General features: G+C 70.0%; 10 protein-coding genes, 1 tRNA gene and 2 pseudogenes. 5 read left to right on the forward strand and 8 right to left on the reverse strand.

Going from position 1 to position 12,182, the window contains the following annotated elements; all coding sequences use genetic code 11:
- Nucleotides 1-2: 2 nt before the first annotated feature.
- From tmk to ACZ60Q_RS10190, 4 genes are all read left to right on the forward strand, one after another.
- Nucleotides 3-3,305, forward strand: a complete 3,303-nt coding sequence (gene tmk, locus ACZ60Q_RS10175; protein WP_469631051.1) for a dTMP kinase — start codon at nt 3-5, stop codon at nt 3,303-3,305.
- 168 nt (nt 3,306-3,473) lie between these two features.
- Nucleotides 3,474-4,679 carry a DNA polymerase III subunit delta' gene (locus tag ACZ60Q_RS10180; protein WP_469631054.1) on the forward strand — a complete coding sequence of 402 codons (1,206 nt, stop codon included), beginning with the start codon at nt 3,474-3,476 and terminating at the stop codon, nt 4,677-4,679.
- Between the two features lie 79 nt (nt 4,680-4,758).
- Nucleotides 4,759-6,288, forward strand: coding sequence for an alpha/beta hydrolase (locus ACZ60Q_RS10185; protein ID WP_469631057.1), 1,530 nt, complete (start codon nt 4,759-4,761; stop codon nt 6,286-6,288).
- Nucleotides 6,289-6,412: 124 nt separating this feature from the next.
- Nucleotides 6,413-6,486 (forward strand) — tRNA-Thr (locus tag ACZ60Q_RS10190).
- Nucleotides 6,487-6,902: 416 nt separating this feature from the next.
- Here the strand turns inward: ACZ60Q_RS10190 and ACZ60Q_RS10195 are convergent.
- From ACZ60Q_RS10195 to ACZ60Q_RS10210, 4 genes are all read right to left on the reverse strand, one after another.
- Entirely contained in the window at nt 6,903-7,499 is a 597-nt protein-coding gene (locus tag ACZ60Q_RS10195; protein WP_469631060.1) for a hypothetical protein, read from the reverse strand.
- Nucleotides 7,500-7,819: 320 nt separating this feature from the next.
- The gene (locus ACZ60Q_RS10200; RefSeq protein ID WP_469631063.1) at nt 7,820-8,239 is read right to left on the reverse strand and encodes a PIN domain-containing protein; all 420 of its coding nucleotides are present in this window, start codon (nt 8,237-8,239) and stop codon (nt 7,820-7,822) included.
- Nucleotides 8,239-8,481 (reverse strand): type II toxin-antitoxin system VapB family antitoxin, encoded by a 243-nt coding sequence (locus ACZ60Q_RS10205; protein WP_469631066.1) that lies wholly within the window; start codon nt 8,479-8,481, stop codon nt 8,239-8,241. The genes ACZ60Q_RS10200 and ACZ60Q_RS10205 overlap by 1 nt, the downstream gene beginning before the upstream one ends.
- A gap of 27 nt (nt 8,482-8,508) precedes the next feature.
- On the reverse strand, nt 8,509-8,646 hold the full coding sequence (locus ACZ60Q_RS10210; RefSeq protein ID WP_469631068.1) for a hypothetical protein: 138 nt from the start codon (nt 8,644-8,646) through the stop codon (nt 8,509-8,511).
- A 7-nt stretch (nt 8,647-8,653) separates the two neighbouring features.
- Between ACZ60Q_RS10210 and ACZ60Q_RS10215 the strand changes: the two are divergent.
- A pseudogene (locus tag ACZ60Q_RS10215) lies at nt 8,654-9,115 on the forward strand (Uma2 family endonuclease); the annotation flags it as partial.
- An 84-nt stretch (nt 9,116-9,199) separates the two neighbouring features.
- On the opposite strand, the pseudogene ACZ60Q_RS10220 reads toward ACZ60Q_RS10215, so the two are convergent.
- The 4 genes and pseudogenes from ACZ60Q_RS10220 to ACZ60Q_RS10235 all read right to left on the reverse strand — a co-directional run.
- Nucleotides 9,200-9,481 (reverse strand): annotated as a pseudogene (locus ACZ60Q_RS10220) (response regulator transcription factor); the annotation flags it as partial.
- A 283-nt stretch (nt 9,482-9,764) separates the two neighbouring features.
- Entirely contained in the window at nt 9,765-10,169 is a 405-nt protein-coding gene (locus ACZ60Q_RS10225; RefSeq protein ID WP_097866115.1) for a GntR family transcriptional regulator, read from the reverse strand.
- 45 nt (nt 10,170-10,214) lie between these two features.
- Nucleotides 10,215-11,189 carry an ABC transporter permease gene (locus ACZ60Q_RS10230; RefSeq protein WP_469631072.1) on the reverse strand — a complete coding sequence of 325 codons (975 nt, stop codon included), beginning with the start codon at nt 11,187-11,189 and terminating at the stop codon, nt 10,215-10,217.
- Nucleotides 11,186-12,130: an ABC transporter ATP-binding protein gene (locus ACZ60Q_RS10235; RefSeq protein WP_469631075.1), complete on the reverse strand. Its 945-nt coding sequence runs from the start codon at nt 12,128-12,130 to the stop codon at nt 11,186-11,188. Before ACZ60Q_RS10235 ends, ACZ60Q_RS10230 begins: the two co-directional genes overlap by 4 nt.
- Nucleotides 12,131-12,182 lie beyond the last annotated feature (52 nt).

Below are 12,182 nucleotides of genomic sequence, written 5' to 3' on the forward strand. Positions count from 1 at the left end.
GGATGACGCGAGCCGAGCAGCCAACGGTCGTGAGCCCCACCTCCGACACACTTGCCGCAGACTCACGCGAGCGCGCCGTACGGGCCCTGTTGCGTATTCCCCCGCTGAAGCGGTTGTGGAGCGCCCAGCTCGTCGGCGGTATCGGCGACGCACTCGCCCTTCTCGTGCTGGTGCTGCTGTCGCTGCAAGCGGCGGTCCTTGAGGGCTCATTCGGCACCGGATACCGCGGGGCGGCCTTCGCCGTCGCCGCGGTCTTCGGTGCCCGGATCCTTTCCACCCTGTTCTTCGGAGCCGTACTCCTGGGGCCCCTGACGTCCCTCACGGGGCCCGGCGGAAAGCTGGACCGACGATGGCTGATGATCGGGGTGGACGGGCTGCGCCTGGCGCTCCTGGTCGTCGCCCCGCTGTGGATCGACTGGACGCCCGACAAGGCGCTCATGATGGTCCTCATCACCGTCTTCGTGACCGGCGCCGGTGAGCGCCTGTGGGCTGTGGCCAAGGACAGCGCCGCCCCGGCGCTGCTGCCCGCCCCGCCCCTCGAAGGCGCGGCCGTACGCCCCCTGCCCGACCATCTCGACGCCCTGCGCCGCCTTTCGCTGCGTACGAACTTCCTCGCCGTGCCCGCCGCCGGGGTGGTCCTGCTGGCCGCCACGCTGGTCGGCAACCTCCTCGGCTCGGGCCTGGAGTGGTTCTCCTTCCACCAGGCGGCCCTGGGCTCCTACGTCGCGGCCGGGCTCTTCGCCGCCTCCATCTCCATCCTGTACTTCCTTCAGTTCCCGGCCACGCAGACGTCCCGGCCGCGCTCCCCGCTGGAGGGCCTGCGCCGCCCCGCCACCGGCAACGGTCCCGACAAGGGCCGCACCGGCGCCGTCCCCCTGCTGGTCGCGGTCTGCGCGGCCCTCGCCGGAGCCGTCGCCGCAGCCGCGGCCGTCTCCGTACTGCACGCCTACGACCTCGGCGGCGGGCCCGCGACGTTCGCGCTGCTGGTCATCGGACTGACCGGCGGCACCGCCCTCGGTATCCGCACCGCGCGCCACGTGCTGCCCGCCCTGTCGCGCCGCCGCCTGCTGGCGCTGGCCACGGCCGTCACCGGTCTCGCGCTCCTCGCGCTCGGCCTGGTGCCGGACACCGCGACCGGGATCGCCATCGCCCTGCTCGCCGGTTACGCCGCCGGGGTCGCCGCGAACACCGGGCACACCCTGATCGACCAGGAGAGCGAGGCGTTCCGGCAGGCCCGGACCACCGAGCACCTCCAGGCCGTCGTCCGGGTGCTCGTCGCGCTCGGCGCGGTCGCGGGCCCCCTGCTGGCCGCCGCGATCGGGCGGCACCGCCTGGTCGCCGGCGACTTCGTCTTCGCCCACGGCGGGGCCGCGTTCACCCTGATGCTGCTCGGCGCGCTGCTGCTGCCCGTCGCCGCCCTCGTCCTCGCCAGGGCGGACGACCGGGCGGGCGTACCACTGCGCCGGGACCTGCGCGAGGCACTGCGCGGCGGCGACCCGGCGGTCGCGCCGGCCGCCACCGGCTTCTTCCTCGCGCTGGAGGGCGGTGACGGAGCGGGCAAGTCCACTCAGGTCGAGGCGCTCGCCGACTGGATCCGGTCCAAGGGCCACGAGGTCGTCGTGACCCGTGAGCCCGGGGCCACACCGGTCGGGAAGCGGCTGCGGTCGATCCTGCTCGATGTGTCCTCCGCCGGGCTGTCCAACCGGGCCGAGGCCCTGTTGTACGCCGCCGACCGCGCCGAGCACGTCGACTCCGTGGTCCGCCCGGCGCTGGAGCGCGGCGCGATCGTCATCTCCGACCGTTACATCGACTCGTCCGTCGCCTACCAGGGCGCGGGCCGGGACCTGGCCCCGACCGAGATCGCCCGGATCTCGCGGTGGGCGACGAGCGGCCTCGTACCGCATCTGACGGTGCTGCTGGACGTCGACCCGAGGACCGCGCGGGAGCGGTTCACCGAGGCGCCGGACCGGCTGGAGTCGGAGCCCGTCGAATTCCACGAGCGGGTGCGGTCCGGGTTCCTGACCCTGGCCGCCGCCGACCCGGCGCGTTATCTGGTGGTGGACGCCGGCCAGGAGCCGGAGTCGATCACCACGGTCGTACGTCACCGGCTCGACCAGCTCCTTCCGCTCTCCGAGGCCGAGATCGAGGCCATTGAGGAGGCCCGCCGCCAGGCCATCGAGGAGGCCCGGCGCAAGGCGGAGGAAGAGGCCGCGCGCAAGGCCGAGGAGGAGCGCCTGGAGAAGGAGCGCCAGGAGCAGCTCGCCCGGCTGCGCGCCGAGGAGGAGGAGCGCAAGCAGCGCGAGCTGGAGGAGGCCCGCCGCCGTGAGGCCGAGCGTCAGGCGGAGGAGGCCCGGCAGCGCGCCGAGGAGGCTCGTCGGCGTGCCGAGGAGGACCGGCTCCGGCTGGAGGCCGAGGAGCGGGTCCGCGAGGCCGAGCAGGAACGCCTGCGCAAGCAGGCCGAGGAGGAGGCCCGGCTCCGCAAGGAGGCCGAGGCGCAGCGGCTGGAGAAGCAGCGCAGGGCCGAAGAGGCCCTGATGCGTGCCGAGGAGGCCCGCCGCCGGGCCGAGGCCCAGGCTGCCGCCCGTACGGAGGCGGCGCGGGTCGAGGCCGACCGGGCGGAAGCGGCGCGGGAGGCGGAGCGGGCGTCCCGGACGGAGACGTCCTCACACTCGTCGTCGCCGTCCTCCAGGTCGTCCTCGCAGTCGTCCTCCCGGTCGTCCTCGCAGTCGGAAGGCCCGTCCGTCCCGGAGAACGAGCTCACGGTGCCCACACCGATCGTGAACCCGAACGAGATCACGCAGCCGGTCCCGGCAATCCGGCCGGAGGACGACCGTCCTTCCGGATCCGGTACGGGTGCGGGCACGAGCGCACGTTCGGGTTCCGCTCTCGGGGACGACGAGACGGCGATGCTGCCGCGCGTGACGGACCAGCGGCCGGAGGACCGGCGGACGGCGGCCGGTGGACCGGCGGACCGGCGACAGGCCCGGGACGCGGACGAGACGGCCGTGCTGCCGCCGGTCTCCGCCGATCAGCCCTCCGACCGGGTGCCGCAGGGCTTCTTCCGGGACGAGAGCCCGGCGGCCTCGCCCGCGGAGAGCGAGAACGAGCGCACCCGGGAACTGCCGCAGGTCGAGGACCCGAACGCCGGGGAGACGCCCGACCGGCAGCAGGGCCGCCGCAAGCGCCCCCGCCCGGACTGGGCGGAGGAGACTCCGCTGGACGATCTGCCGACCCTGGCGGACGAGCTGCTCGGAGGCCAGGAGGACGACGGCCCCGCAGGCCGGGGACGTCGCCCGCGCGGCTGACGCCCCGCCCCACCGCCGACGGTGAAGTCCCGGCCCGTCCGTCCCTCCAGGGGTGGGCGGGCCGGACTGTCAGTGTCGTCCCCCACAATGGAGGAAGACCACGACGGAGGGCGAGGACGCACCGCGCTTCCGCAGCACGGCACGACACCATCGGAAGGGCGGTGACCCATGAGCGTATGGGACGACCTGGTCGGACAGACCCGCGTGCAGGAACAGCTCGCCGCCGCCGCCAAGGACGCCGACGCTCTGGTCACCGCCGTGTCCCACGGCAAGCCGCTGGACCAGGGTTCGAAGATGACGCATGCCTGGCTGTTCACCGGACCGCCCGGTTCCGGCCGGTCCACGGTGGCACGGGCCTTCGCCGCCGCGCTCCAGTGCACCAGCCCGGACCGGGCGCTGGGCGGCGCACCCGGCTGCGGTTTCTGCGACGGCTGCCACACCAGCCTGATCGGCACGCACGCCGACGTCCAGGTCATCCGTACGGATCTCCTCTCCATCGGTGTGAAGGAGACCCGCGACCTGGTCCGGCGGGCCCAGCTCTCCCCGGCGGTCGGCCGGTGGCAGGTCATCGTGATGGAGGACGCCGACCGCCTCACCGAGGGTGCGGGCAACGTCCTGCTGAAGGCCGTCGAGGAGCCCGCGCCGCGCACGGTCTGGATGCTGTGCGCCCCCTCGCTCGAAGACGTCCTGCCCACGATCAGATCCCGCTGCCGGCACCTCACTCTGAGCACCCCGTCGGTGGAGGCGGTGGCCGACGTCCTGATCCGCCGCGACGGCGTCGACCCCGAGCGGGCGCACTCCGCGGCGCGCGCCACCCAGGGGCACATCGGCCGGGCCCGTCGTCTCGCCACGGACGAGCGGGCGCGGGCGCGGCGGGCGGCGGTGCTGAAGGTTCCGCTGCGGGTCGCCGACGTCGGCGGCTGCCTCAAGGCGGCCCAGGAGCTGATCGACACGGCAACCGACGACGCCAAGCAGATGGCGGAGGAAGTCGACGTCAAGGAGACCGAGGATCTCAAGGCGGCGCTCGGCGGGGTGGCCGGAGGCCGGATGCCGCGCGGTACGGCGGGGGCGATGAAGGAGCTGGAGGACAGACAGAAGCGCCGCAAGACGCGTACGCAGCGGGACAGCCTCGATCTGGCGCTGACCGAGCTCACCGGGTTCTACCGTGATGTGCTGGCGCTCCAGCTCGGTTCTCGGATCGCCATCGCCCATGGGGATGTGCAGGACTCCCTCGACCGGATCGCGGAGTCGTCGACACCAGCGGGGACCCTGCGCAGGATCGAGTCGGTGATCGCCTGCCGGGAGGCGATGGACCGCAATGTGGCGCCACTGCTCGCGGTGGAGGCGATGACGATGGCGCTGAGGGCGGGCTGAAGGCGTCCACGACAGGACCCTGTTCACCCGAATGAGCAGGGAATCGGGCGACTCGTCACCCGGCGGATACGCTCCCTGAATGGATACCAGGCGGCTGCTCCGCACCTTCGCCATCGGGATCGGCACTGCCGGCCTCCTCATCTCCGGCTGCAGCGGCAGTGGATCGTCGCCGAGCGCTTCGGCCACCGGTACCGCGGCCCCCGAGGGGCTGTCGTCGTACTACGCGCAGAAGCTGAGCTGGCGAGACTGCGGGGTGGAGGGGTTCGCATGCACGACGATGAAGGCGCCGAAGAACTACGACAAGCCGGCTGACGGCGACATCGAGCTCGCCGTCTCCCGCAAGAAGGCCACAGGACCGGGCGAGCGGATCGGTTCCCTCCTGGTGAATCCGGGTGGCCCCGGCGGTTCCGCGATCGGCTATCTCCAGGGGTACGCGGCACTCGGTTATCCGGCCCAGGTGAGAGCCCGCTACGACATGGTGGCGATCGACCCGCGCGGCGTGGCCCGCAGCGAACCCGTCGAGTGCCTCACCGGACCGGAGATGGACGCCTACACCCAGGTCGACCAGACGCCCGACGACGAGGCGGAGGTCAAGAAGCTGAGCGCGTCCTTCGAGAAGTTCGCGGCGGGCTGCGAGAAGCGGAGCGGCGAGATCCTCCCGTACGTCTCCACCGTCGACACGGCCCGCGACATGGACGTCCTGCGGGCCCTGCTCGGCGACGAGAAGCTGAGTTACGTCGGGGCGTCGTACGGGACCTTCCTGGGCGCCACCTACGCGGACCTCTTCCCGGAGCGGGTCGGCCGCCTCGTCCTGGACGGGGCGATGGACCCCTCCCTGAAGGCCATCGACATGAACCGCGACCAGACGGCGGGCTTCGAGGGGGCCTTCCAGTCCTTCGCCGCCGACTGCGTCGAGCAGCCGGACTGCCCTCTCGGCACCACGTCCACCGCCGACGCGGCGACCGCGCTGAAGCAGCTCTTCAAGGACCTGGACGCCAAGCCGATCCCGACCGGCGACGACCGCAAGCTGGGCGAGTCCCTGGCCACCACCGGGGTGATCGCCGCCATGTACGACGAGGCGGCCTGGCCGCAGCTCCGCGAGGCGCTGGCGGGCGCGCAGCGCAGCGACGGCTCCGGTCTGCTGTCCCTGGCCGACAGCTACTACGAGCGCGAGCCGAACGGGAAGTACGCGAACCTGATGTTCGCCAACGCCGCTGTGAACTGCCTCGACCTGCCGCCCGCCTTCGACGGCCCCGACGCGGTCAAGAAGGCGGTCCCGGACTTCGAGACGGCCTCCCCGGTCTTCGGGCGCGGCTTCGCCTGGGCCTCCCTGAACTGCGCCTACTGGCCCACCGAGGCCACGGGCACCCCGCACCGCACCGAGGCGAAGGGAGCCGACCCGATCGTCGTCGTCGGCACCACCCGCGACCCGGCCACCCCGTACAAGTGGTCCCGGTCCCTCGCCGAGCAGCTCTCCTCCGGCACCCTGCTCACCTACGAGGGTGACGGCCACACCGCGTACGGCCGGGGAAGCGACTGCGTCGACACGGCGATCAACACGTACCTCCTGGAGGGCACTCCCCCCACCGACGGCAAGAAGTGCACCTGACTTGCTGCCCCTCCAACCTGCCCTGACCAGCGCAAACGCCGCCGGGGGTGCCGTGTGCGGAGCGCCTCCGGAAACTGTGTAGACTTGGCTCCGCTGCTGATCGCACCATAGTGCGACAGGGCATGCCGCCTTAGCTCAGTTGGCCAGAGCAACGCACTCGTAATGCGTAGGTCTCGGGTTCGAATCCCGAAGGCGGCTCAGAAGGACCCCAGGAGTCACTCGCCGTGACCTGGGGTCTTTCTTTTTGGGGTGGCAGGCGGTTCGGGCGGGGGTGCCGCGAGATGGCCTGCGTGAGCGATGCGCGAGCGGAGGGTGTTAAGCGGTGGCCTGCCACGCTTCGTCGGCGCGTCCCACAAGATCATGTGGGATCTCGACTGTTGGGCATGTGCCCTACCGGGCTCCGGGGTTCGCCGAGGTCGTGGGAGGTGTACCGAGAGCCTGCTGTACTGCGGCAGTGAAGCGTTTTCGACTGTCTTCTCGCGCCTCCTTATTCTGAGTGAGGGTGCTCACTGTGCCAGCTGCCTGTTCCGCAGCGCCTGTGAGCTGCTCCGCGTCCGACTCCAGCGCTCGCAGTGCTTCCTGGGAGGCTCGCTGATACTGCTGGCCGCTCGTCATCACTTCTCCCAACAAGGGGTGGCCATCAAGATCTTGCAGGCTCCCCCCTCGTCGAAGTTCGCCCACATCAGGGCGGTAACCCGCTCGGTGTGTCTTACGAGCTCGTCGGTGGCCTCTCGGAAGGTGTCCCCTGACAGACGTGAATCGTCGATCGCCGCGAGCGCGGCTTGTGCCACCTCGATGAATTCGGTGGTGACTTCGACGTCGCTCCGCATCGTCTCGGTCAGTTCGTCTGCCGCACGCGTGACTGCCTCGGGGCCGAGTAGCGCGATACGTCGCGAGCGTTCCGCCATCCGGTCTGCGGCGTTCCTGAGGTTCGCGAGGCCGGCCAGGTCCGTATCATGATTCTCGGCGGATTCTTGAGTGATCCTGAGGCACTCGTCCCACGCGCCAAGGAAGCTCTCATAGGTGTCGAAACGCTGCTGCCTCAGCCGGTGACCGTGCTCAATGACACTTTGGTCACGTACCTGTTGACGAGCGACTTCAGCATTCCGCTCCGCGCCGAACCTGGTTGACCGCGCTCCGATGAGAGCGCCTACAGCGGTGGCAGCCAGTCCAATGACTGCGATCGAGAGGGGAATCACGTAGTTCTCCACGACAACTCATCATGTCGGCGTGCCGCGTCGAAGGGAACCCTGCCGGGCGCAGGCAGGGTAGGCCGTCGTGGCCTACGTCTTTGACCTCCTTCTGTCGGGCCTTCTTCTGCCGTGACCTGCTCAAGGTGTTGGATCGGCCTGAGACGGTTCAATGGCTTGACGAGCGGATTCGTTGCCGGCATCTCACCATTACCGTTGTGATATCTCTGCCATGGGCCCTGGAGATCAACAGAGCATCGTTCGTGGCTCCTCACCACATCCTTGCTCAGTAGTTGACGCCGGTCGGCCCGATAGACAGCTGAGGAAGCGTGGTGGCGCTCTCAGCGGTCCGCGCTGCCAGGCGGTACTACCCACTCGGTGGGTTGGCCGGTGAGGGAAGCGATCATGTCGAAGTCGCCGTCGTAGTGGAGCACGGTCAGCCGACTCAGCTCCGCTGTCGCAGCGATGAGAAGGTCAGGCAGTGACAGAGCCCGGTGGAATCCTGCGTTGAGAGTGTGGCGCTGGACTTCCAGTGCGCGGGCGAACGTGTCGTCGTCGCTGCGCAGATAGTCGAAGGCGTGGAGCCAGGTGCTGATACGCGTTGCCTCGGCAGTGTCCCGAGCTGAGTGGATCATCTCGTACTCGGTCGGTTGGCAGACCGCGAGCAGATAGCGTTCGTGGAGAGGCTTCAGCACCTCTCTGACGCCGGGTTTCGTCCAGCGTGCGAGAGCGGACTTGTCGATCAGGTAGCGATCCTGCATCAGGCGGCGCGACCGCCCTCACGCTTGAGAGTTCCGTCGGCGTTGCGAGGGCCAGTGCTCTCGATGATCTCGCTGAAGTCGAAGTCGCCGGTGTCCATGGCGTCGAAGCCCTCCTGCCGCAGGTGCCGTTTGACGGCGTCCTCCATGGCGAGACGTACGGCCTGGGCTTTTGTCTTGGTGCCGAAAATGCGCATGGCCTCGGCGACCATGGTCTCGTCGAGGTCGATCACTGTCCTTGCCATGCGGGCCTCCTTTGGGTCTCGAGCACATCAAACGATATCATTTTCTTGATTGAGTAGATATCGTTTGGTGTGCTCGGGTGGCTGAGGCTCGGCAACGCCCACCGAGTAGTGACCGCTGATCTTCAGCGGATCCCGGCGCTCGACGGGGGTGATCTGCTCGTGCATCCACGCAGGGATGATCGTTGTGAGCCCCAGTGCGCCCAAGCGCCACAACCGGTTCGCTCGGATCCTGGCGAATGCCTTGGAAGCGGCTGCGGGCCCTGATGGGAACGCCGATACCGACTTCGACGTCCGCCTTCAAGACGTCCCGCTCACGAATCGGCGCCCGGATGTCGTGGTGTACCGCGCGGACACGATCGACATCACGCCTACCCGCCCTGAGCACGTGCTGCTGGTTGTGGAGGTTGTCTCGCCGGGGTCGGAGACCACCGACCGGATCGTGAAGACGGATCAGTACGCAAAGTCGGGCATCGCCTTCTACTGGAGGGTTGAGCAGGCCGCGACCGGCGTCCCTCTTGTGTACACCTACGTTCTCGACCCCGCTACCAGGACCTACCGGGACGGGGAGGTGTTCACCGGCGTCGTCAAGGTTTCGGCGCCCTTCACCGCGGAGGTCGACCTCGGCAGGATCTGATCTCCTTCTGAAGCAGTCTCTCTATGCCCAGCTCAGAAGTCTCTGAGCTGGGCTTTCGTGGTTTCGTGGTGGTCCCCGCCGGGGTCACTCCTCCAGTCCGTTGCCCCAGATCCAGGCGGCGATGCCGACCCGATTGCGGACGCTCAGCTTGCGCTGGACGTTGGCCACATGCGTTTTGGCCGTACCGGCCGAGATGAACAGCTCCGCCCCGATCTCCGCGTTGGTCATTCCTTTGGCGACCAGGCGGGCGATCTCCGTTTCCCCGCTCGTCAGTGCGTCCATCGGCTGCGCGGTCCTGGGCCGGCCGGCGTCCCGGTGGTGCCTCAGCAGGCTGACGGTGAGGGAGGGGCTGATCAGGGTGTCGCCCGGTGTCGTCGGGGCGGAGCGCGGTCACACTCGTCGCCGGCGTACAGGGGGCCGGGCGCTGCGAGGACACCGCGAAGGTGACGTCCGTGACGTCCGTGACGGACGGCTGTAGGCGGACGGCGGAGCAATGGTGGAACGGCCTTGGTGGACAAGGTCGTTCCACTGGTGTGCGCCGCGACACCGACCCCTCGTTCCTCGCCGTCGCCGGGGTCCGGCATCCAGTGCGACGTCGGCCCCGCCCCCGGCGGCGGCTACCGGTGCGACCGCGCCTGACCGGTGTCGGTCAGTCCGGCGCCTCGCCCGGGTAGGCGCTCTCGAACGCCGCGTGGAACAGGGCCGTGACGTCCTGCCCGGTGAGGCCCTCGGCGCGGGCCCGGTCCAGCCAGTCGGCGAGCGCGGAGCGCAGCGGAGATCCGGGGCCGGACTGGGGCTGCGCGAGGGAGCGGGTGATGAACGTGCCCGCTCCCTGGCGCACCTCGGCGAGGCCCATGCGTTCCAGCTCGCGGTAGGCCTTCAGGGTCGTGTTCGGGTTGACCTTGGTGGTCGCGGCGACCTGGGCCGCGGTGGGCAGCCGGTCGCCCTCCTCCAGTGCGCCCATGCGCAGCGCCTGCTCGACCTGCCGGACGATCTGGAGATAGGTCGCCACTCCACTGCGCCGGTCGATGCGGAACACGACCACGGTCTTCACCTTCCGCTCGATTGCGACATTTTACGTAGGAGGAGAGGGCGATGTTCACAGCGGGCGGCGGGCGACCCGCCACAGGGTGAACGCCGTGAGCAGGGCCGTCCCGGCGAGCAGGAGGCCTGCCGCGGTCCACTGCATCGACGCCATCTGGTCGTAGCCGAGGTACTCGACCACGTCGTTGACGATGCCGTGCTCCTTGATGCACGCGTTATGCGCCTTCTCGGTCGCCTTGACGCAGGTGCCCCAGCCGTACAGGGCCCCGTCCGCGCTGCCGACCCAGCGGTCCACCTCGTGCACCTCGGCGTAGCGGGCCGGGAGTTCGCTGCCCATCGGGTAGGTGAAGATCTGGGTGACGCCGAGGCGTACGCGCACCTCGTCCCAGACGATCATGGTGGTGATCGCCGTGAAGAGGAACGCGACCACCATGGCCGGGAGCACCCGGCGGATCAGGACGCCGATGGTGATGCCCGCCGCGGTGAAGAAGAGGAGGAACGCGGGCAGGACGGGCCCGGTGTTGTCGAAGATCACGCCGTCGATCCACTCGCCGAGGAAGACCGAGCGGTGCGGCCTCCACCACCAGGTGAACAGCGCGGAGAGCACCACGCCGGAGACCAGCGCGAGGGTGTAGGCCAGGCCCAGCTTGGCGATCAGCCACTGGCGGCGGGTCGTGGACTGGGTGGTGACGAGCTGCGCGGTGCCGTTCTCCTGGTCGCCCGCGATCAGCGGGGCGCCGATGAAGACGGCGAGGATCAGGGGGAGGCCGCCGAGGATGGAGGTGATGTACCCGTAACCGCGGTCGTCCTCCATCCGCAGGCCGGCGTCCTTCTCCGGCCAGCCCTTCGCGTCGAGCAGCTGGACCAGCTCGTTGCGCTCGTACGCGATCCAGAGTGCGGTCAGCAGTGTGAGGCCGAGGACGCAGGCCAGCGCGACCCGGTGCTGGCGTACGACGAGCCACGGCATTCCGCGCAGCAGGCGGCGTCCGGAGTCGGACACGGCGGGCTTCTCGGTGAGGGTGGTGCTCATGCGGCCTGGGTCCCTTCGGCCTCGACGCGGGCGCCCTGGGTGTAGAGCGAGGGCGCGTCCGGGGAGCGGAGATGGGCGAGGAGGACTTCCTCCAGGGAGGGCTCGGCGCTCTCCCAGTCGGCCGGGAGTGGAGCCTTCGGCCGGATCATCGCCTGGAACTGCCGCCCCTGGAGGCGGGTTTCGATGACGGTGTGGTCGGCCAGCTCGGGCGGCAGCGAGCCGTCCCTGGCCACGCCGGTCACCAGCGCGTGGGCCGGGACCAGCGCGTCGGCGTCACCGGCCATCCGGATCCGCCCCTCGGAGACGACCAGCAGGTAGTCGCACATGTCCTCCAGCTCGGTCAGCATGTGCGAGGACATCACCACCGTGGTGCCGCGCTCGACGGCCTCCGCCATCAGCAGGGTGCTCATCTCGTCGCGGGCCAGCGGGTCGAGGTCCGACATCGGCTCGTCCAGGAGTAGCAGGTCCGGCCGCTTGCCGAAGGCGAGCGCGAAGGCCACGCGGGTGCGCTGACCGCCGGAGAGCGTGCCGACCCTCGCGTGCAGCGGGACGTCGCCCGAGCGGACGATGCGCGTCGCCGCCGCCGCGTCCCAGCCGGGGTTCAGTTCGGCGCCCATGCGCAGGGTGTCGGCCACGGTGAACCGCTTGAACAGCGGCTTCTCCTGGCCGAGGAACGCGAAGGTGGGCAGCACGGCGGCGTTGTCGACCGGTACGCCGAAGATCCGCAGTTCGCCGGTGGTCGGCTGCACCTGTCGGGTCGCCAGTCCGAGCAGGGTGCTCTTGCCCGCCCCGTTCGGGCCGACCAGGCCGCAGATGCGGCCGGCCGGGATCCGGAAGGAGCAGTCGCGCAGCGCCCAGCCGCGCCGGTAGCGCTTGCCCAGGCCGCGGGCTTCCAGCGCCCAGCTACCGGATGTCGCGTTCGGAGTGCCCGTGTCCGCCACGCGCCTCACCTCAATTCCATTAGTCAATTAATGGAATCATGGAGTCGTGGGG

The organism is Streptomyces sp. NPDC104313, from assembly GCF_055583985.1.

Bases quoted from the DNA above. Each gene is read 5' to 3' on its own strand.
- tmk (WP_469631051.1), top strand. From the start codon at position 3: ATGACGCGAGCCGAGCAGCCAACGGTCGTGAGCCCCACCTCCGACACA.
- ACZ60Q_RS10180 (WP_469631054.1), top strand. From the start codon at position 3,474: ATGAGCGTATGGGACGACCTGGTCGGACAGACCCGCGTGCAGGAACAG.
- ACZ60Q_RS10185 (WP_469631057.1), top strand. From the start codon at position 4,759: ATGGATACCAGGCGGCTGCTCCGCACCTTCGCCATCGGGATCGGCACT.
- ACZ60Q_RS10200 (WP_469631063.1), bottom strand. From the start codon at position 8,239: ATGCAGGATCGCTACCTGATCGACAAGTCCGCTCTCGCACGCTGGACG.
- ACZ60Q_RS10205 (WP_469631066.1), bottom strand. From the start codon at position 8,481: ATGGCAAGGACAGTGATCGACCTCGACGAGACCATGGTCGCCGAGGCC.
- ACZ60Q_RS10210 (WP_469631068.1), bottom strand. From the start codon at position 8,646: ATGCACGAGCAGATCACCCCCGTCGAGCGCCGGGATCCGCTGAAGATC.
- ACZ60Q_RS10230 (WP_469631072.1), bottom strand. From the start codon at position 11,189: ATGAGCACCACCCTCACCGAGAAGCCCGCCGTGTCCGACTCCGGACGC.